Consider the following 20,214-nt stretch of genomic DNA (forward strand, 5'->3'; position numbering starts at 1 on the left):
CTCCCACCGATTGAAGTTTCGCTTTATATCATGTTCAGTATTCCGAGCAGCATCAGCAAAAATGGCGGGAGGAGTGTCAGTTTTTGTGTCCATTTTTTTCTGGCCAAAAAAACACCCATCCGCACACCGCAAAGCACAAAGATTCCACTCATCAATGCGATGGAGGCTGCAGTCAGCAACGGTTCATATCCGAGCATGGCAGCTCCCAGCCCGGCGCCGAACGCATCCACCGCCAGGGCGAACCCAAGCAGTGTCGCCTCCATGGCGGAAATACTGCCTGACTGGTCTAAATCAGCCCGACGTGGTTCTTTCATGACAGTTTTGACATGGTTCCACGTTTCGTCGGCAGGCGCTTTTTTCGCTGGTGCCTCATGCTCGGCACGTGTCACATTAAATAAGCAGTATAAACCGATGCAGAACAGAATGATTCCGCCTATGCTGCCGGTAATTTCGGGTGTGATGATTGACTTGAGGAGAGTCCCAATGGTCATGGAAAGATAGACAATAAACCCCGAACAAAGCATAATGATGGCAACTGCTGAATAAGGGATATGAACTTTGCGCAGACCATACGACATCCCGGCACCGAACCCGTCAATACTGACTCCAATAATCAAAAAAAGTAATCCGGTGTAGTAGAGCATCGGCATCCATTTCCTTTCCGATTGTCTACCATATTGTATGGTGTTTAGCGGAAGGTGTGAAACGCGAACATACGCATGAAGTTGTGTTACAGTAACATCATAGCGTTAATAAAAGAGGGGATTTAGATTATGAGCAAAACAGTTGTACTTGCAGAAAAGCCTTCTGTCGGCCGCGATATTGCCCGCGTATTGAACTGCCATAAAAAGGGTAACGGCTTTCTGGAAGGATCTAAGTATATTGTGACATGGGCGCTCGGGCATTTGGTCACGCTTGCCGACCCGGAGATCTATGAGGAAAAATGGAAAACGTGGCGCCTTGATGATTTGCCAATGCTGCCGAAACAGCTGAAACTGACCGTCATCAAACAGTCCGGCAAACAGTTCAGCGCTGTCAAAGCACAGTTGAACCGAAGTGATGCCAGTGATATTGTCATTGCAACAGACGCTGGACGTGAAGGGGAACTGGTAGCCCGCTGGATCATCGAAAAAGCCCGGGTCAACAAACCTGTCAAACGGCTATGGATTTCATCGGTTACAGATAAGGCGATCCGCGAAGGGTTTAGCAACCTGAAACCGGGCAAACACTATGAAAAATTGTATGCTTCAGCGGCGGCACGGTCGGAAGCGGACTGGTATGTCGGACTGAACGCAACCCGCGCCCTGACAACAAAATTTAATGCACAGCTGTCGACAGGTCGGGTGCAGACACCAACACTGGCGATGGTTGCAGCAAGGGAAAAGGAGATTAAAGACTTCCAGCCGCAGCCATTTTACGGAATCGAAGCCAAGCTGAATAACGGCATGACCTTGACCTGGCATGATGGAAACAACAACAGCCGGATTTTTTCCAAAGAAAAAGCGGAGAATTTGCTGCATCAGCTTAAAAATAAACCGGCCAAAGTTGTGCGTGTTCATAAAACACATAAGAAAAAACATGCCCCACAGCTGTATGACCTGACCGAACTGCAGCGTGATGCCAACCGTATATTCGGGTTTTCCGGCAAACAGACGCTTTCACTGATGCAGAAACTGTATGAACAGCACAAAGCGCTGACGTATCCAAGAACCGACTCCCGTGTTCTGTCATCGGATATTGTTCCAACACTCAAAGATCGGGTGAAAGCAGCCAGCTCGAGCGGCTATTCCCGTGCTGCCAGCAAACTGATGAAAAAGGAATGGAAACTCCCGAAATCGGTTGTGGACAATAAACAGGTGACAGACCACCATGCCATCATCCCGACCGAAGAATCTGTCAGCATGGCGGACTTGAATGATAAAGAACGGAAAATCTATGACCTTGTTGTCAAACGCTTTTTAGCTGTTCTTTCTGATCCACATGAGTATGAACAGATGACCGTTGAGGCACAAATTGGAAATGAGCACTTTACAGCAAAAGGGAAAAATATTAAAAAACAAAGCTGGAAAGAATTGTATAACGACGGCGAAGCGGCGAATGTGCAGCTACCGGACGTGCAGGAAGGAGCCACTTCAGCTGGTGCAGCACTTAAGCTGACAACAGGAGAAACGAAGCCGCCTGAGCGTTTCACGGAAGGTGCGCTGCTGCAGGCGATGGAAAATCCGGCACGGTATATGGAACAGGACGATAAGCATCTCACCAAAACCATTCATAAAGCCGGTGGAATCGGTACGGTTGCCACCCGGGCCGACATTATTGAAAAGCTGTTCAACAGCCAGCTCATGGAACTACGCGGCAAGTATATTTATACCACATCGAAAGGCCGCCAGCTGCTTGATTTGGTCCCAGAAGAATTGCGCTCACCGGCATTGACTGCAGAGTGGGAAGACAAACTGGCCCGGATCGAAGCCGGTAAATTAACAAAAAATCAGTTTGTCAGCGACATCAAAACGTATACAAAAGAAATTGTCCAGCAGGTTAAAACGTCAGAGGATACATTCAAACACGATAATCTGACGGGAAGCAAATGCCCGGACTGCGGCAAGCTGATGATGGAAGTCGATAACAAAAAAGGCCGGATGCTCGTTTGCCAGGACCGTTCCTGCGGCTATAAGAAAAACATTTTCAAGCGGACAAACGCCCGGTGCCCGAACTGCCATAAACGGATGGAACTTCGCGGAGAAGGCCAAGGAAAAACATTCACCTGTCAGTGCGGCCATCGCGAGAAAGTCTCGGCATTCAATAAACGAAAAGAAAAAGAGAAGCAGAACAAAGTGTCCAAAAAAGACGTTAATAAATACTTGAATAAACAGGACGATGGTTTTAAAAATGATGCACTGGCCGAAGCGCTGTCCAAACTGAAAAAATAGATTGAATCCGACGGGGCTGGGACATAACGAAAACCATTAACATAAAAGCCGAACACTACTGAACAACTTGTATAAACTGCGACATAACTTTGTATGAGTGTTAGACCACCGCTTCGGAAATACACTGGGGTGCTCGTCGTGTTGCAAGTTCCTCAGTGAAGCAGCACTCCTCGCAACTCGCAGTTTACTCGGTGGATGTCTTGCTCGTCGCTTTCCGTGGGCGGCTGATGAGCCTTCTCATGCTCGTCACGTTACAAGCTAACTTGGTGAAGCATACGCTCCTCGCAGGTCGCAGATTACTCAGTGAAGTCTTGCTTTGTGCTTGCGCATTGCGGGGTCTCATCTAGGCCTCTGCTCCCACAGGAGTCTCCGTGTATTTCCTCCGCTGTGTTGTGCTTAACAACTTTATATTTTGATTGAGGAAATTACAAAAATGTTGAACTACAATTACGATGGTTGATTGGAGCGGAGGGCAGTCGACTCCTGCGGGAAAAGCAACAGCTGAAGATCCCACAGGAAGCGGTTTTTGCTTCCGAGGAAGCTGAAGCGTTGCCCGCGGTAAAGAAGACACTGCGAAAAGCGTGAGTTTGAGCAGATGTCGCACTTATACCCGGAGTGGTGAAAGCGACTGCCTGGAGCGGTGGCATAACGCCCCAACTTTTCAGTACGTCGCAGTTTATATCAACTACGCTGGATACAAAGTTTGCGAAAAGAGTCATTAGAAAAACTCAGGCCCAGCCTCGTCTTATAGTGAGTGCTGAAGTTTTTTGTATAAGGTCATCCATAAGTTATACTTTTTGACATTATAAAAATCCGAACTGGTTTGACATTGAACGGAAAAAATGTTGAATCAACGTTCGGATTTTTCGTTGTTTCCATACTTTTGTCCCAGCCTTTTTTGTACGAACGGTCCGACGTGTATTTAAGTGAACATTCACGGTTATTCATCTATGAAAATGGGCAAAAATCCTAATAAATATACTATTTTTATAGGAATTATGGTATTATCGTGATAAAGTAATAAACTGTTATCGATCCTGCATAAATAACGAACAAAGGAGGTGCGATCATGGCATCGAGCACGAAAGGGAAGAAAAACTCTATTTTTTCACGCTTCTTGAACGTAATTGAACGCATCGGGAACAAATTGCCTGACCCGTTCATGCTATTTGTTTTCCTGGCTATTGTAGTCATTCTCGTTTCCGGTTTCATCTCATTATTTGATGTGACATTTTCACAGCCAGGAAGCGACGAACAAATGGCTATTAAAAACCTGCTGTCCGGCGAAGGGCTGCAGTTTATGATAACATCGGTTATTGATAATTTTGTCGGGTTCAAGCCACTTGGCATTGTTTTGACCATGATGCTTGGAGTTGGTCTTGCCGATAAAGTAGGACTGTTAGAGACGTTTATTAAAAACACGATTCTCCGGGCGCCGAAAGCTCTTATTACCTATGCCGTTATCTTTACTGGTATTCTTGGAAATCTTGCGGCCGATGCTGCTTTTGTGATTGTACCCCCGCTTGCGGCAATGGTGTTTTATAATGTGGGTCGGCATCCGCTGGCAGGGCTGGCTGCAGGTTTTGCCGGTGTCGGGGCTGGATTCACAGCGAACATCATTGTAGCCAATACGGATGCGGTTTTATCCGGCATATCTGCTGAAGTAATGGGAACGATCGAGGGAGCAGCAACGGTAACACCGGTTGATAACTGGTACTTTATGCTTGTATCAACGCTCTTGCTAACCGCTGCAGGAGGGCTGGTTACGGAACGGATTGTGGAACCGCGGCTTGGCGTTTATGACGGAGAGATGAAGCAAGGGTTTGACGAAACAACCCTTCTGGAGAAAAAAGGACTCCGCAATGCCACCATTGCTGCAGTCGTGTACGTTGGTCTGCTGCTGGTTGCAATCCTTTGGCCCGAATCACCGCTCCGCAATGATGAGGGCGGCATGATTCCGTCGCCATTCATTTCCGGCATTGTACCAGTCATCATGCTATTTTTCATTACCATTGGGGTCACATACGGGGTAACGTTGAAGAAAATCGAAAACTCCAGGTCCATCGCCAAATATATGGGTGAAGCAATGAAGGATTTGTCCGGCTTTATCGTTCTCATCTTTGCCGTATCACAGTTCATTGCCTATTTCAACTGGACAAACATCGGCACATGGCTGGCAGTGACTGGGGCAGAGTTTCTGGAATCCATGAACATGACAGGCATCATTGTCGTTGTCGCTTTTGTCTTTTTGACTGCGCTGCTGAATTTGCTCGTATTTAGCGGGGCGGCACAGTGGGGATTGGAAGCTCCGGTATTTCTGAAAATGTTCTACTTCCTTGATTACCACCCGGCATTTATTCAAGCCGCGTACCGTGTCGCGGACTCATCAACCAACATCGTTACACCTATGAACCCGTATTTTGTCATCGTTCTGGCGTTCATGAAGGAATACGATAAGAAGGCAGGCCTTGGAACATTAATGGCTCTTATGCTCCCGTATAGTCTGATTTTCTTGGTCATCTGGACGATTCTGCTGCTTGGCTTCGCCTTTTTAGGTATTCCATTCGGCCCGGGAATTGGGGTCCATGTATAAAGAATTGGTTTGTAAAAACGCTTGGAGGAAATAGGGATCCAAGCGTTTTTTTTCACCAAGGTATCCAATTTTAGTATACTAGTCATTTAGTATGATGGTTCAGTGGTTCGCATTTTCTCCGCCTGATGAAATATTTTTAAAAATAATGAATTTTTCATCAATTATCATTTTACATTCATACTATTCATAATCTATGATAGACTATACAAAAAGAAAATCCATTCATTTTTGGGAGGGAGAAAAATGTCGAACAATGAAGAATTGGAAAGGGCAACCGGGGACAAAACGATTCAGAGATTAGACTTTCGAACTGGTGCTTTTGGCGCGGCTGTTCCGCTATTATTCTTTGTCGTATGGGCTATTACAATCAGTGTCATGCAGCTGTCATCGGAAGTTGCACTCGTTATGGGGGCGGTTATCGGGCTAACACTTGGTCTGTTGCTGTGCAAAAGTAAATGGGAAGACTATGCCCAAGGGCTGTTTGACGGACTGGCCCAGCCGGTTGGGGTCATTGCGATGGTGGCATGGTTCTATGCCGGTATGTTTGCGCAGGTACTTCAGGTCGGTGGGCTTGTCGAAGGACTCGTCTGGATTGGATCTGTTACAGGTGTGGAAGGCGGTATGTTCGTTGCATTGACATTCTTGCTGGCAGCAGTATTTTCAACAGCTGTCGGTACGGGCTATGGTACGACTGTTGCATTCTGTACGCTTATGTATCCAGCAGGGATCGCTGTAGGAGCAGACCCAACATTTCTGTTTGCTGGCATCCTGGCAGGCGCTGTGTTCGGGGATAACCTTGCACCGGTATCAGATACGACAATCGTTTCTGCGACCACACAAGATGCGGATGTTCCCGGAGTTGTGCGAAGCCGTTTCAAGTATGCCATTATAGCCGCAGTGCCAACCGTTATTTTATTTGCGGTTTTCGGAGGCGGCGAAAGTGGTGCTGCAGTCGATCAAACAGCGGTTAATAATGTGACTGAGTCTGTCAACCCAAGTGGACTTATCATGCTTATTCCTTTTGCATTGGTACTTATTCTTGCTTTAACTGGACAGCACTTGCTCACATCGCTGACATGGGGAATCATTGCTGCGGTACCGCTGATTGTTATGCTGAATCTGGGTACATTTGGCGACATACTTAGCTTTAACCCGGATTCCGATGTGATTGTGGAAGGTGCTTTAGTTGACGGTATTACTGGCTACTTCAATATGGCCATCCTTATTCTGCTGATTGTTGCTGCGGCTCACTTGCTTCGTCTGGGTGGAACGATGGAAGCTATCACCGGAGCATTGGTCAAATGGATTAAAAACTCTGTACGTAAGGCAGAAGTAGCGATTTGGGGAATTGTAGCACTGTTGAACAGTTCAATTACCATCAATACGGCCGCTGAAATTGCTGCAGCCCCGTTTGTTAAAGAGTTGGGAACGAAATATAAAATCCACCGGTACCGGATGGCGAATATGCTTGATGCGATGACCTCAGCATTAGGCTATATTTTCCCTTGGGGTGCACCAGTACTGCTTGGCTGGTCAACGATTAAGACGATGCAGGGCGAGTATTCGTGGCTGCCAGTCGTTGAGCCGAATTCCGTGTTCCCGTTTGTTTTCCAGGGCTGGTTCTTGGTCGTCATCATGCTGATTGCAGCACTTACCGGACTTGGACTCCGTTTTGAAGGGAAAAACGGTGAAGAATTGAAAGAAAGACCAAAAGATTAATGATTAGAGGGGGTTTCCTGAAAAGGCAGGGGACCCCGCTTTTTTGGAGCGACGAATACTAGCAACTGTACAATATGTTTGGAAAGGATGGAACATAATGGAGGTAACAGGTGCAATTGATCACGAAACGCGCTGCCGGCATTACAGCGGCCGCCTCGATCGGATAGCCATTAAATTTTATTGCTGTGGCGCGTACTTTTCCTGTATTCAATGCCATGAAGAATATGGATGTGGCGCCAGAAAAATATGGCCCCGGGAAGCGTTTGGTGAAAAAGCGATCCTATGCGGAAGCTGTCAGACCGAACTGACCATTCATACGTATCTAACGGGGGAAAACAAGTGCCCCATCTGTGGAGAAGCGTTCAATTCAGGCTGCGTTCTGCATCACCACCTTTATTTCGACGTGTGAGGTCATGTTCTGATTTGTTTACTTTTCCTAGTCGTATCATGTATTATAGCAAGTGTGGAAGGAGGTATAACCAATGGCATTTGTAATATTGGATCCCTGCCGTGGCGAAAAATCCGGTGAGTGTGTGACCGTCTGTCCGGTGGATTGCATTGAGGAAGGACCTGAGCAATTTTACATAGATCCCGATGTTTGCATTGATTGCGGTGCGTGCAAGGCTGTGTGCCCGGTTGATGCTATTGTGGAGGAGTATGATATGACTCCCGACCAGGAAAAATACTTGGAAGAAGCCGAAGAATTCTTTGGAACCGGCTGACACATTCATTATAAATTTGGACAACCCCTGTTCGTATGCTCCGGAAGGCGTCGTACGGGGTTTTTTTATTGGCGGACGGCTGTAGCAATCATAAAAAAAGCGGATGAATCAGTTTGTCTGATCATCCGCTTCTTCTGCCTTTTCGGCAAGTTTACTGGCAATCCAGCGCTCAGCCGTCGTCTCGTCCACTTCATAAACTTTGCCTGCCCGGAGCAAATCGCCGTGGTAAGCAGTCTGAACGTTCATTTTCACCTTAAGCATGGGTAGATGCTCCTTTATGGATAATGATGCTATTATACCACACACCCAGGCCGGTGGTCAGCGTTGGGAATGGGGGGGCGGGGTTCGGGCGCTGCGGACCGGTTGATATCTGGCGTAAATCGGTTGATATTCGCACATGACCGGTTGATATCTGGCGCAAACCCGTTGATATTCGCACATGACCGGTTGATATTGGCGTAAATCGGTTGATATTCGCACATGACCGGTTGATATTGGCGTAAATCGGTTGATATTCGCACATGACCGGTTGATATTGGCGTAAATCGGTTGATATTTCCTCATGATCGGTTGATATTTGACACATACCCGTCGATATTCCCCCGCGACCGGTTGATATCCATCCCTAACGGTTGACGATCATCCCCGAATGGGCTGCCATTCACCATGCCCCTTCACGTCACAATATCTTGCCTATACCTAAACCCGTTCAGCCCCGTGCCCTCGTTTCTATCAGCGATCACTCCAAATGAATGTCCACGCTGTTTCCACATCGGTTGTCGGCTGGTGGCAAGTGAAATTTTCGCAGACGTAAATCGTCGTACGGCCGTCCATCTGCCGGTAGCCGGATGTGAACGGTGCTGCTTTGGCCAGCGTTTCAGGGTCATCCCCCGCCAGCAGGGCCACATCAGGCAAAAATGCTTGCTGAAGATCTGCTGTAAATGCATCCTGTTCGCCTATAATGACGACCTCTTTTGACGGGTTTTCCGAAAGTAGCAGACTTTGTATAAAGTGCGTGCTTGCTGCTGTTCCCTGGCGGACATCGTCATAAAACGTCGCATACATTTCTTCAAGCTTATCAAGGTATGCGGTTTCGCCGGTTAAGTGCCCCAGTTTCGCTAGCATGACGGCTGCCACACTGTTTCCGGATGGGAGCGCGCCATCGAATACTTCTTTTTCCTTTGATAGCAGCTGTTCGCTGTCATGGCCGCTGAAGAAAAAGCCACCTTCTTGATCATCCCAGAACAAATCAATCATGCGGTCAGCCAGCCAGCGCGTCTGTTCCAAATACTTCACGGAAAAAGTCGCTTCAAACAGTTCCGCATAGGCCCAGCTTAAATAGGCATAGTCGTCCAAATAGCCGTTATATCGGACGTCACCATCCCGGTAGCGCGCCATTACCCGGCCATCCCGGATGAGCTTCGTTTCCACAAAGGACATTGCTTCCTCGGCTGTTTTAGTATAGTCCGGTTCAGCAAAAACACGGCCAGCTATTGACAGTGCCGCGACCATCATGGCATTCCATGACGTAAGGATTTTATCATCGACGTGCGGATAGACACGTTTTTCACGAGCGGTGAGCAATCGTTTCCGTGCTTCTTCCAGCTTCTGGTGAAGTTCACCTTTAGTGAGGCCGCTCTCCGATGCCACCGCCTCTAAGTCAGTTTGCAACAGGTTCGGAATATTTTTTCCTTCAAAATTGCCTTCAGGGGTGATACCGTAAACGGACGTGTACAGAGTGCCCAGCTGTTCACCGAGAATTTCCATTACTTCATCATAATCCCAGACGTAATACTTGCCTTCAACCCCTTCTGAGTCCGCATCGATGGCCGAATAAAATCCGCCTTCCGAATCGTGCATCTCCCGCAGTACAAAGGTAATAATCTGTTCGCTGATGGTTTTGTACCGCTCATTTTTCGTAATCTGATAGCATTCCGTATATGCCATCAGAAGCAGGGCATTGTCATAGAGCATTTTTTCAAAGTGAGGAACGAGCCATTTTTCATCTGTCGAGTAACGTGAAAAGCCAAACCCGACATGGTCAAAAATACCGCCATTCGCCATCGCATCAAGCGTCTTCTCGACCATTTTCAGTGCCGCCGTTTTACCGGTGAAATAGTAGTACCGCAGCAAATACAACAATTGATGCGGTGCCGGGAATTTTGGCGCACTGCCGAATCCGCCGTTCGTGGCATCAAACCGATTGCCGAGCTGCTTGAACGCTTTGTCGGTCATATCCTTGGTCAGCCGGTGTTCACTTTTGGCCGTTGCCGTTTTAGCAAGTGCATCGGTAACGCTTTCGGTGACTTCTGCAATGTGTTCGGGATCCTGCTTGTATTTTTCATGGAGCTGGGTGATCACTTCCATGAATCCTGGCATGCCATATTTGCTTTCCCGTGGAAAATACGTTCCGGCATAAAAGGGAACTTTGTCCGGGGTCATGAAAATCGATAACGGCCAGCCACCCTGCCCGGTCATCATTTGGCAAACTTTCATGTAGACAGAGTCAATGTCCGGACGTTCTTCCCGGTCGACTTTGATGGAAACATAATGGTCGTTTAGATAGTTAGCCACTCCGTTATCTTCAAATGACTCATGCGCTAAAACATGACACCAATGACAAGTCGAGTATCCGATCGAAAGGAAAATTGGCTTGTTTTCTTGTTTTGCTTTATGAAATGCTTCATCCCCCCAAGGGTACCAGTAAACTGGATTATGTGCATGCTGGAGTAAGTACGGGGATTTTTCGTCAATTAATTTATTAGATGGTTTATGTTCAGACACCATTGATCATTTCCTCCATTCTTTGCATATGTGTGTATCTTATTATGTTACCCATCTTCATTTTAAAATAAATAAGAAAGGGGGTAAAAGCATCTCTCGAATTGCTGAATATTTTCCATTGACGTCTTGATGTAAACTTGTTATTATTCCTCTATTGTAAAAAATAGTATACCTTGTATAAGTTCAAGAATACGGCTTGGACGTTTCTACCAGCTACCCTAAATAGCTTGTCTACAAGGAATGGAAAATAGATGATATTTTTCATTCCTTTTGCAGATGAAACTTTGGCATGCTTGTAGCCAAAGTTTTTTTAAAACATAAGAAAGTAAAATGGGATGGTTGTGGGAACCTAATTACAGAATTATCCATGGTTATTCCTTAACCTATGCAACGAAGTAATAACTGCTATATACCCTCTGAGCAGCCCGTATACATGAAGACTCCTGCGGGAAGTGCGAGATAGGCAAGACCCCACAGGGCTCTGCCCGAGGAGGCTTGCCACTCGCCCGCGGAAAGCGAAGTGTATACGGGCTGCGGGCTAAATAATAACACTCCATGCGAAAAAAGCGATTAACCTAAGAAAACAGGAGCTACAAACATCATGAAAAACTTTTTTCAACTTAAAGAACGGAATACCTCCTATAAACAGGAAACATTAGCGGGACTGACAACTTTCCTATCTGTGGCTTATATTTTAGTCGTAAACCCACTAATTCTTAGCCAAGCGGGGATGGATAGGGGTGCTGTTTTTACCGCAACTGCTCTTACTGCTATCATCGGTACCCTGCTTATTGGCTTACTTGCTAATTATCCAATAGCTATTGCACCGAGTATGGGATTGAATTCATTTTTTACCTTTTCCGTTTGTATCGGGATGGGCATGAAATGGCAAGTAGCTTTAACCGGTGTCTTTATTGCTGGAATCATTTTCACGTTATTAAGTTTAATGAAAATCAGGGAAAAGATTATTGATGTTATTCCACAGGATTTAAAATATGCCATTGCGTCTGGAATAGGATTTTTCATCGCATTTATCGGGTTAAAAAATGCAGGAATTATTGTTTCCAACCAAGATACTTTTGTTACGATTGGGGACCTAACATCTCCCATGACTGCACTAGCTGTTATTGGCCTCATCATAACAGTATTTATGATAGTGAAGGGGATCAATGGGGGAATTTTTTACGGAATAGCGATTACAACTATTATTGGGATGATCGTCGGGTTGATTAACGTTCCTTCATCCATCGTTGGAAAAATACCAAGTATGGAACCAACGTTTGGCGAGGTGTTCTTACATTTTAATGATATTTTCACCCCTGAATTATTAGCAGTCATCTTCACATTTTTATTTGTAGCCTTCTTTGATACAGCTGGAGCATTAATTGCACTGACCAGTCAAGCGGGGATTATGAAAAACAATAAAATTCCAAACATTGGAAGGGCGCTGCTTGCTGACTCATCAGCCGGTGTTGTTGGAGCAATATTGGGGACATCAACCCCTGCCACCAGTGTTGAATCTTCAGCCGGTGTTGCAGTTGGAGGACGAACAGGATTTACGTCTGTCATTATTGCTGTCTGTTTTGCGATTTCTTTATTGTTTTCACCTGTTCTTGCAGTTATTACTGCCGAGGTTACAGCACCTGCATTAATAATTGTAGGGGCGTTAATGGCGATGGAAATAAGTGAAATAAACTGGAGTAAGTTGGAAATTGTGATCCCATCTTTCATGACGATTATCATGATGCCCCTTACCTCTAGTGTAGCAACAGGTATTGCATTTGGCTTTGTTCTTTACCCACTATCTTTACTGGCACAAAAACGTTTTAAAGAAATTCACCCGATTATGTACGTACTTTGCTTGTTATTCATTCTATACTTTGTTTTTGTAGCCTAGAATCAGGTTATGCTGCCGGATGCTTCATTTTCCAGCGGTTCACTTATCTTTTGCCTAGTTTCCTTTACTAGGTTATCCAATTCGCTCAGTTCTTCCTCATCCATTTTATGTGCATATTTTTCTTTGACAGCGGTGATGAAGGTATCGACGGCATCATCGTGATTCGCCAAAAACCATTGAATGTGATTGTTGATATAGGCTTTTCGCACCTCCTGATCATTCAAATCATTCGGTACGCGTGCTAGCCGAACGTCAATGCTGTCGAACCCGTTAAATTCCTGCTTCAGCCGCTCGCGTGTCAAGTCGATATATTGGCTGTTCACGTCAATGCCAATCCCGTTTCTCCCGGTCTGCTGACAAACCCGAATTGTTGTACCGCTGCCGACAAACGGATCAAGTACGGTATCCCCCTGTTTGGAACTTGCCAAAATCATGCGTTCGAACAGTCCCTCCGGCTTTTGGGTGGGATGAGTCTGCCTGTTTTTGTTGCTGTAATGGATGTGACTGAATTCCCACACATTGCCGGGATTGGCCCCGCGCATGTTGTTTCGGCTTCGGTAATATTTTTGCGGGATACGGATATGGTCCAGGTAAAAATTGAATTGTTTGCTTTTTGTAAACATAAGGATATCATCATGCCGCGGACTGAATCCTTTTGTTTTCCCTATTCCCTGTGTGTAATGCCACGTGATCCACGAATTGAACTCCAGCTCCAGTTCCTGTTCCATGATCATATAAATGTAGGATATGTATCGGACCCCCATAAATACATAGATGGTCCCATTATCTTTCAGGATGCGTTTGCACTCACCGATCCACTTTCTGGAAAAGTCTAGGTACGCATCAAAATCAAGATTGTCCATTGTTTCCCCGTAGTTCTTAGCTAAATTATAGGGCGGGTCCGTCACAATCAGATTAACCGAAGCTGATTCTATTTTTTTTAGTTCCTCAAGAACATCACCGCAAATTGCATCCAGCCGCAATTCTTTATCCATTTATATTTTTCCCCTCCCTATGCCGGACGTTGATTGTCTGTTTCGTGGTACGTGTGGGTTCATTATAACAAAAAGAAGAAGGCTGGAGATAACTTTCCAACCGAAATAGATCAAGTTTTAATTGTTTGCCAGACCTGAAAAATATTTTAATGCATCAGACCTTGACCTGTTTTATCTAGGTTTGTTTCTAGACTATAGTATTCGTAACTTTAAAATATATTAAATTTTTCTTTCATTTATATAAATGTTATGTTAAAATTATAAAAAATTAAATGGAGGTGAAAAAATTCCACTCTAATTAAAATTATGAGAGAAAAAGGGATAAAGGATAAATGGAGGATATTAGTAAAAAGATTAAAAGTTTAAGATTAGAAAAGGAAATGACTCTTAAGGATTTAGGCGAGGAGACGGGACTCTCTGTAAGTTTTCTTTCTCAGATTGAGCGGGGAAACTCATCACTTGCTATAACATCTTTGAAGAAGATTTCAGATGCTTTTAACATTAACATCACTTATTTCTTTAGGGAGATTGAAAATTATAATTTTGCAGTTCGTGAATCGGAACAAAAACCTTTCAAACTAGAGGGTTCCAATGTCCAGCACATCCGTTTGGCTGGAAAGTTTCCGGAGCGAAAAATGGAACCTATGCTAGTTACGGTGCCTCCAAACAAACTGTTTGTTGAAAGGTACAGCCATCCGGGAGAAGAATTTTATCATGTCATAAAAGGAACCATTATATTCAGGGTTGAGGAAAAGGAGTACATTTTAAATAAAGGTGATTCCATTCATTTTCCTTCTGAAAAAGTACATGAGTGGAAAAACCCTATGAATGAAGAGGCAGTATTGTTGAGTGTGTTGACACCAATAATTTTTTGAAAAATTAATTTATATAGGAAGGGTGGAGTATATGAGAGTTGCAACAGATATTGGAGGGACATTTACAGACATGGTATATGTTGACGATGGTGGGCAGATTGAGGTTGCCAAAGGTCCTACGACACCACCAAATTTTGAACAAGGTGTTATTGATATATTGGAAAAAAGCAACGTAAATAAAGAAGCCATGTCTACATTTATCCATGGAACCACTGTGATTATTAATGCTTTAACAGAAAGGAAAGGTGCAAAAACTGGATTAATTACGACAGAAGGGTTTAGGGATGTTCTGGAAATTGCCAGGGGAAACCGTCCAGATTTATTTAATATTCGCTATAAAAAACCTGAACCGTTCGTCGAACGAAGTCTGCGAAGGGAAATAAATGAACGGCTTAATTATAAAGGGGAAGTTCTCACCCCCTTGGACAAAGAACAGGTAAAAGATATAGTAGATTATTTCAAACAGCAAGGTGTGGAAGCAATAGCTGTAGCTTACTTGCACTCCTATGCAAATCCGGATCATGAAAAAAAGACGGTTGAATTAATTAAAGAGTTATGGCCAGAGGTTTCCGTATCTGCCTCACATGACGTTACAAAGGAATGGCGTGAGTATGAACGAACAAATACTGTCGCATTGAATTCCTATGTTCAACCAGCAGCAACCTCATATGTGAATAGGTTAGAAAACAAATTGGCAGATTTAAATACTGGAAGTAAGAATTTTATTATGCAATCAAATGGCGGTACAACCACATTTGAAGAGGCTAAAAAAGTTCCGATTAACATGGTAGAGTCTGGGCCTGTTGCGGGAATTTATGGTGCAGCTGTACTTGGGGACCTTATTGGTGAAGAGAACATGATTGCATTTGATATTGGAGGTACCACGGCAAAATGCTCTCTCATTGAAAAAGGTGAAGTGAAGGTTTCTACTGATTATTATATTGAACGAAATGATCGGAATGCAGGCTATCCGATTAAAACACCAGTAGTTGATATTGTGGAAATTGGCAATGGTGGGGGATCAATAGCTTGGCTGGATGAAGCTGGCGCTCTTAAAGTTGGCCCCGAGTCAGCTGGAGCTGTCCCCGGACCCGTATCGTATGGTCAAGGTGGGACGGAGCCTACAACGACAGATGCTAATCTGATAACTGGCCGCCTTTCAGCTGATAATTTTGACTATGATGTTGATTTAAACTTGGTAAGAGAAGTCATTCAGGACAAAATTGCAGCTCACTTTGATATGACTGCTGAGGAAGCGGCACTTGGTATTATCCGTATCGCTAATTCAAATATGTTGAACGCACTTAAACTTATCTCAATCAGAAAAGGGCATAACCCTCAGGATTTCACATTAGTTGCATTCGGTGGTGGCGGATCAATGCATGCTCCTGCCCTTGCTAAAGAATTGGGAGTCAAGAAAGTCGTTATCCCTGTTGCATCACCAGTATTTTCTGCATGGGGAATGTTGATGAGTGATCTTCGTCATGATTATATAAAAACATTTATTAAGCGATTGAATAGTCTTGAACAAAATGAAATTTTTGAGCAGTGGGAACAGATTGACAATGAAGCATATGAGCAATTTAATAATGAAGGTATTGCTAAAGAAGAGGTTGTGTTCAATCGCTATGCAGATATGCGTTACCTTGGTCAAGAACATACAGTGAAAGTACCTGTACCAGATGGTGATTGGTCGGGCGAACATTTGCAAGAAATAGTCGAGACTTTCCATCAGTTACATGAGCAAAACTATACATTTAGACTTGATGATACGGAAACAGAAATTGTTAATTTGCATGTTACAGCCTTTGGCAAAGTTGAAAAGCCTGAATTTAAGAAAAGGGAAACAAGTACAAGCTTGGAAGACGCCAAAATAGAAACTAGAGAAGTTTACTTTGAGAATCCAAAAGGGTGGGTCCATACAGATGTCTATAACCGAGAATTGCTGCCGGCGAACGAAACGATTCAGGGACCTGCAATTGTTGAAGAAAAAGCAGCAGTTACTGTACTTTATCAAGGCCAAACTTTGAAAGTGGATGGTTATGGAAATTTAATAATCGAAACGGGGGCGAGATAAATGATTGCGAATGAGACAAAAGTTGACCCATTTACACTGGAGATTGTAAAAGATTCTTTACTTGCTACTGGAGATGAAATGTTTATAGCCTTGGCAAAAACTTCAATGAGTCCAATTATTTATGAAGTATTGGACTATGCAAGTGGTTTAACGGATTCAAAAGGTCAATTGTTAACTCAAGGTAACGGAGTTACTGGATTTATTGGAATGCTTTCTTACATGGTTAAGCAAACTTTGAAAAAATACGATGATAAAGGTGAGTTAAAACCAGGGGATATCATTATCATTAATGACCCTTATGGTGGGGGAGGTTCCCACTTATCAGATGTTGGATTAGTTATGCCTATATTCTATGAGAATGAGCTTATCGCTTTTTCCGCGAATAAAGCACACTGGACAGAAGTTGGTGGGAAAGACCCCGGTTCATTTACAAATGATTCGAGGGATATTTTTCAGGAGGGATTACAATTTCCATCTGTTAAATTGTACGATGGGGGCCAATTAAATGAAGGGCTCGTTGAGATCATACGATCGAATGTTCGTTTTCCTGAGTTATCCCTCGGTGATATGTGGGCACAGGTGGCAGCGCTTAAAACAGGTGAAAGAAGGGTTAAGGAAATTTGCGAGAAGCATGGTAAAGATACAGTACTATCAGCAATTGATAGCCAATTAGACCATGGTGAAACAATATCAAGGCAGGAGCTTGCAAAGCTGCCTAAAGGCACGTATACAGCGGAAGGTTTTGTAGAAACGGATGGTATTGGCAATGGCCCATTCCCTATCCAAGTTGAAGTGACAGTAACAGATAACGAATTTGTTTGCGATTTTAGAGGCAGCAGTGCACAAGTTCCCGGCCCTGTCAATTGTTCGTATACAGGACTCGCATCTGCTGTTAGAACCATTTTCTTGGCAATTACAAACCCTGATCAAAATGTAAATGATGGCGTATTTAGACCGTTAAAAATTATTACTGATGAAAAATCAATTATGTCAGCGGAAAGACCTGCTCCTACGTCGAACTATTTTGAAACAATGCTTGGATGCACGGATTTAATATGGAAAGCATTGGCTCCACATATACCACATAGGCTTGCAGCAGCTCATTTGCTATCAGTGTGTTCTGTTACACTAACTGGTTCACACCAAGATACTAAAGAACCTTTCTTGATTGTAGAACCTTCTGTTGGCGGATGGGGAGGAGCTAATGGCCAAGACGGAGCAAGTGGGCAGTTTTGTATTTTAGATGGTGAAACCTACAATGTTCCAGTAGAAGTTGCAGAAACACGATATGGTGTGATGATTGATGAATATAGTTTGAGGATTGATGGTACTGGAGCTGGTGAGTATATCGGTGGCAAGGGTGTTATCAGATCGTATCGGGCTCTCACAGATGGACAGGAAGCTACCATCACCTTTGGACGTAACCAATATCGCTTATGGGGAACAGGAGGCGGATTAGAAGGTTCCGTTAACGAATTTTATGTTAATAAAGCTAATGGGCAAGTAGATGGTCCATACGGTGTTTATCCACGTTATGAGTTGCAAAAAGATGATGTTCTAAAATTAATGACTGCAACTGGCGGTGGATATGGAGATCCGCTGAAACGACCAGCAAAACAAGTTGTAAGTGATGTAAAAAATGAATATTACTCTGTGGATGAAGCAAAGACCTTATTTGGTGTTAGGGTTGATCCAAAAACGTTCGAGTATCAAGAACTGGATATTAGAAAGTAATTTGTAAAGGTGGCTCTAAATGGAGGTAAATAAATACGGTTTTGATAATAATGGTTTATTAACATTGTTTGAAGAAAAATATAACGATATTGATGTGAGGTTTGGCACTGTCACAATTCTTTCTGGGGAAAGAGTGCCAAAGAAAGGTTTATCTAAACATGAAGAAAATGAATACTCTATTATTATTAAAGGGGAAATAGAAGGCGAAAGCGGAGGGACTCCCTTTAGGGTGTCTGAGTCACATGCAACTTTTATTCCTGCCGGGGAACAACATTGGGCTATAAATTCGGGTGAAGAGCCATGTAAAATTGTTTGGGCGCTTGTGAAGGAAAAATGAAGTGAAAACAGGTAGTAGAAAAGTTTAACTTTTCTACTACTATTTACACTTTTTTAATTCAGAAAATTGCCATTATTGTTGGAGTCGGTTCTGTTTATATTAATTCATGGTATGTGAACGAACTCCTAGGATGCACATAAAAGCATACATGTAAAAAGGAGTGTACAATTAAATGAGTGAAAAGAATGCAGGTAATATTAAAAAAGATGAAGCATTGCAGGCCATACCAGATGATAAAAGACAACATTGGATTACTCCCGCTATGATTTTTGGCGGACTAGAATTTACGATTCCTGTTTTGATGGTGGGAGCAACTTTGGCAGGAAGCTATGGCCTTAGCGAGATTTTCTTTATATTAATCATCGCTTTATTTGGTATTCAGTGGATTGGGAATGCATTACAGGGTTATATAGGAGCGAAAACAGGCAGAGCCTCTTCGGTCATTGCACGTACCAGCTTTGGAGCAAAACAAGCACGATTTATTGTTGGTTTAACTATTTTCATTGTTTCACTTGGTTGGTGGGCTGTACAGACGTCGGTTGCTGGAAACGCAATTTCCGCAATGTTAGGTGTTGATTATACATCACAATGGGGAATGTGGGCATTGATTACAACAATAGCAGGATTGCTATTCGCTATCCCATCAATTATTGGTTATAGCTCGATGAAGTGGACGGATTATATTGCGGTTCCTGCAGGTTTGTTATTAGTTGTTGCCGGTATTTATTTTGCTTTAGATAGTAATGGGTTGGAATCAATAACCAGTTGGGATCCGGAACCCACAATTGGAATTCTAGCAGCGATTAGTCTTATTATCGGTGCAAACGTTTCGCAGTGGGTGATAGCGGCTGACTATACCCGCTATGCAAAGCCAACAATTAAGGATAATACACTGATTCCAACAGGTATTGTTCTTGTAGGATTTCCATTATTTATGGTTGGAGCAGTTATGTCTGTAGGGGTAGGGGATGCTGACATCGTTAATGTGATGATGAATTTAGGATTTCCTTTTTGGGGCTTTTTAATTTTATGGTTTGCAACATGGACAAGCCAATTGGTGAACAATTACAGCATGGGACTGGCCCTTTCCAATATGCTTAATGTTAATTCGAATAAAGGAAGAGCACTGCTCACTTTCGGGGGAACTTTACTTGCAATTATTGTAGCGCTTGCAGGGATCCTAGATTACTTTATGGACTTCCTGAATATGACAGCAATCGTATATCCTGCTATTGCAGGTGTAATGATGGTCGACTTCTTTTTTATCCGAAAACAGACTTGGAAAGATAATCACGGATGGAACTGGATGGCAACCATTGCGATGGCAGTGGGGACTTTAGTAGGTTATTTGACGCAGTATGTGACTGTTATCGGAATACCAGCCGTACAATCATTAATTGTTACGGGAGTAGTTTATTATATAGCGATGAAACTGAAAGCGCGGGTAGCTCCGGATCATTTTACTCACTATGTTGATAACGATGATATTGATACCAAATTAGAAGCAAATTAACTCTTGTGTTTAAAGAACGAATAACATTGGACTGCTGG

16 protein-coding genes and 1 riboswitch are annotated in these 20,214 nt (G+C 43.7%); of the genes, 11 read left to right on the forward strand and 5 right to left on the reverse strand.

Annotation, left to right across the window (positions count from 1 at the left end; translation table 11 throughout):
- Positions 1-23: 23 nt before the first annotated feature.
- Positions 24-650, reverse strand: a complete 627-nt coding sequence (gene ytaF / locus ACFSUO_RS09220) for a sporulation membrane protein YtaF (RefSeq protein ID WP_382393324.1) — start codon at positions 648-650, stop codon at positions 24-26.
- Between the two features lie 123 nt (positions 651-773).
- Between ytaF and ACFSUO_RS09225 the strand changes: the two genes are divergently transcribed.
- The 5 genes from ACFSUO_RS09225 to ACFSUO_RS09245 all read left to right on the forward strand — a co-directional run bounded on the left by ACFSUO_RS09225 (position 774) and on the right by ACFSUO_RS09245 (position 7,964).
- Positions 774-2,930: a DNA topoisomerase III gene (locus ACFSUO_RS09225; RefSeq protein ID WP_382393326.1), complete on the forward strand. Its 2,157-nt coding sequence runs from the start codon at positions 774-776 to the stop codon at positions 2,928-2,930.
- A 1,069-nt stretch (positions 2,931-3,999) separates the two neighbouring features.
- Complete coding sequence (locus ACFSUO_RS09230) at positions 4,000-5,523, forward strand: AbgT family transporter (RefSeq protein WP_382393328.1); 1,524 nt, start codon at positions 4,000-4,002, stop codon at positions 5,521-5,523.
- A 243-nt stretch (positions 5,524-5,766) separates the two neighbouring features.
- Positions 5,767-7,242 carry a Na+/H+ antiporter NhaC family protein gene (locus tag ACFSUO_RS09235; RefSeq protein ID WP_382393330.1) on the forward strand — a complete coding sequence of 492 codons (1,476 nt, stop codon included), beginning with the start codon at positions 5,767-5,769 and terminating at the stop codon, positions 7,240-7,242.
- Positions 7,243-7,339: 97 nt separating this feature from the next.
- Positions 7,340-7,651: a CHY zinc finger protein gene (locus ACFSUO_RS09240; RefSeq protein ID WP_382393332.1), complete on the forward strand. Its 312-nt coding sequence runs from the start codon at positions 7,340-7,342 to the stop codon at positions 7,649-7,651.
- 73 nt (positions 7,652-7,724) lie between these two features.
- A complete protein-coding gene (locus tag ACFSUO_RS09245; RefSeq protein WP_382393334.1) occupies positions 7,725-7,964 on the forward strand; it encodes a DUF362 domain-containing protein in 240 nt (79 codons plus the stop codon).
- Between the two features lie 108 nt (positions 7,965-8,072).
- Here the strand turns inward: ACFSUO_RS09245 and ACFSUO_RS09250 are convergent, their stop codons facing one another.
- From ACFSUO_RS09250 to ACFSUO_RS09260, 3 genes are all read right to left on the reverse strand, one after another.
- A complete protein-coding gene (locus tag ACFSUO_RS09250; RefSeq protein WP_382393336.1) occupies positions 8,073-8,225 on the reverse strand; it encodes a hypothetical protein in 153 nt (50 codons plus the stop codon).
- Positions 8,218-8,550, reverse strand: a complete 333-nt coding sequence (locus ACFSUO_RS09255; RefSeq protein ID WP_382393338.1) for a hypothetical protein — start codon at positions 8,548-8,550, stop codon at positions 8,218-8,220. Before ACFSUO_RS09255 ends, ACFSUO_RS09250 begins: the two co-directional genes overlap by 8 nt.
- A 146-nt stretch (positions 8,551-8,696) precedes the next feature.
- Entirely contained in the window at positions 8,697-10,751 is a 2,055-nt protein-coding gene (locus ACFSUO_RS09260; RefSeq protein WP_382393340.1) for a thioredoxin domain-containing protein, read from the reverse strand.
- A gap of 150 nt (positions 10,752-10,901) precedes the next feature.
- Positions 10,902-11,002, forward strand: a riboswitch (purine riboswitch).
- 347 nt (positions 11,003-11,349) lie between these two features.
- On the opposite strand from ACFSUO_RS09260, the gene ACFSUO_RS09265 reads away from it, so the two are divergent.
- Positions 11,350-12,645, forward strand: coding sequence for an NCS2 family permease (locus tag ACFSUO_RS09265; protein WP_382393342.1), 1,296 nt, complete (start codon positions 11,350-11,352; stop codon positions 12,643-12,645).
- Positions 12,646-12,647: 2 nt separating this feature from the next.
- Here ACFSUO_RS09265 and ACFSUO_RS09270 read toward each other — a convergent pair whose 3' ends face one another.
- Positions 12,648-13,640, reverse strand: coding sequence for a DNA-methyltransferase (locus ACFSUO_RS09270; protein WP_382393344.1), 993 nt, complete (start codon positions 13,638-13,640; stop codon positions 12,648-12,650).
- A gap of 332 nt (positions 13,641-13,972) precedes the next feature.
- Here ACFSUO_RS09270 and ACFSUO_RS09275 point away from each other — a divergent pair, with 332 nt between their 5' ends.
- The 5 genes from ACFSUO_RS09275 to ACFSUO_RS09295 all read left to right on the forward strand — a co-directional run bounded on the left by ACFSUO_RS09275 (position 13,973) and on the right by ACFSUO_RS09295 (position 20,176).
- Positions 13,973-14,515, forward strand: coding sequence for a helix-turn-helix domain-containing protein (locus ACFSUO_RS09275; protein WP_382393346.1), 543 nt, complete (start codon positions 13,973-13,975; stop codon positions 14,513-14,515).
- Between the two features lie 31 nt (positions 14,516-14,546).
- Positions 14,547-16,592: a hydantoinase/oxoprolinase family protein gene (locus ACFSUO_RS09280; protein ID WP_382393348.1), complete on the forward strand. Its 2,046-nt coding sequence runs from the start codon at positions 14,547-14,549 to the stop codon at positions 16,590-16,592.
- Positions 16,593-18,326, forward strand: coding sequence for a hydantoinase B/oxoprolinase family protein (locus ACFSUO_RS09285; protein ID WP_382393351.1), 1,734 nt, complete (start codon positions 16,593-16,595; stop codon positions 18,324-18,326).
- A gap of 19 nt (positions 18,327-18,345) precedes the next feature.
- A complete protein-coding gene (locus tag ACFSUO_RS09290) occupies positions 18,346-18,663 on the forward strand; it encodes a cupin domain-containing protein (RefSeq protein WP_382393353.1) in 318 nt (105 codons plus the stop codon).
- Positions 18,664-18,835: 172 nt separating this feature from the next.
- Positions 18,836-20,176, forward strand: a complete 1,341-nt coding sequence (locus ACFSUO_RS09295) for a purine-cytosine permease family protein (protein ID WP_382393355.1) — start codon at positions 18,836-18,838, stop codon at positions 20,174-20,176.
- Positions 20,177-20,214 lie beyond the last annotated feature (38 nt).

This window comes from Lentibacillus juripiscarius, from assembly GCF_042685205.1.
GTDB lineage: Bacteria > Bacillota > Bacilli > Bacillales > Amphibacillaceae > Lentibacillus > Lentibacillus juripiscarius.

Bases quoted from the DNA above. Each gene is read 5' to 3' on its own strand.
- ytaF (WP_382393324.1), bottom strand. From the start codon at position 650: ATGCCGATGCTCTACTACACCGGATTACTTTTTTTGATTATTGGAGTC.
- ACFSUO_RS09225 (WP_382393326.1), top strand. From the start codon at position 774: ATGAGCAAAACAGTTGTACTTGCAGAAAAGCCTTCTGTCGGCCGCGAT.
- ACFSUO_RS09230 (WP_382393328.1), top strand. From the start codon at position 4,000: ATGGCATCGAGCACGAAAGGGAAGAAAAACTCTATTTTTTCACGCTTC.
- ACFSUO_RS09235 (WP_382393330.1), top strand. From the start codon at position 5,767: ATGTCGAACAATGAAGAATTGGAAAGGGCAACCGGGGACAAAACGATT.
- ACFSUO_RS09240 (WP_382393332.1), top strand. From the start codon at position 7,340: ATGGAGGTAACAGGTGCAATTGATCACGAAACGCGCTGCCGGCATTAC.
- ACFSUO_RS09245 (WP_382393334.1), top strand. From the start codon at position 7,725: ATGGCATTTGTAATATTGGATCCCTGCCGTGGCGAAAAATCCGGTGAG.
- ACFSUO_RS09250 (WP_382393336.1), bottom strand. From the start codon at position 8,225: ATGCTTAAGGTGAAAATGAACGTTCAGACTGCTTACCACGGCGATTTG.
- ACFSUO_RS09255 (WP_382393338.1), bottom strand. From the start codon at position 8,550: ATGTGTCAAATATCAACCGATCATGAGGAAATATCAACCGATTTACGC.
- ACFSUO_RS09260 (WP_382393340.1), bottom strand. From the start codon at position 10,751: ATGGTGTCTGAACATAAACCATCTAATAAATTAATTGACGAAAAATCC.
- ACFSUO_RS09265 (WP_382393342.1), top strand. From the start codon at position 11,350: ATGAAAAACTTTTTTCAACTTAAAGAACGGAATACCTCCTATAAACAG.
- ACFSUO_RS09270 (WP_382393344.1), bottom strand. From the start codon at position 13,640: ATGGATAAAGAATTGCGGCTGGATGCAATTTGCGGTGATGTTCTTGAG.
- ACFSUO_RS09275 (WP_382393346.1), top strand. From the start codon at position 13,973: ATGGAGGATATTAGTAAAAAGATTAAAAGTTTAAGATTAGAAAAGGAA.
- ACFSUO_RS09280 (WP_382393348.1), top strand. From the start codon at position 14,547: ATGAGAGTTGCAACAGATATTGGAGGGACATTTACAGACATGGTATAT.
- ACFSUO_RS09285 (WP_382393351.1), top strand. From the start codon at position 16,593: ATGATTGCGAATGAGACAAAAGTTGACCCATTTACACTGGAGATTGTA.
- ACFSUO_RS09290 (WP_382393353.1), top strand. From the start codon at position 18,346: ATGGAGGTAAATAAATACGGTTTTGATAATAATGGTTTATTAACATTG.
- ACFSUO_RS09295 (WP_382393355.1), top strand. From the start codon at position 18,836: ATGAGTGAAAAGAATGCAGGTAATATTAAAAAAGATGAAGCATTGCAG.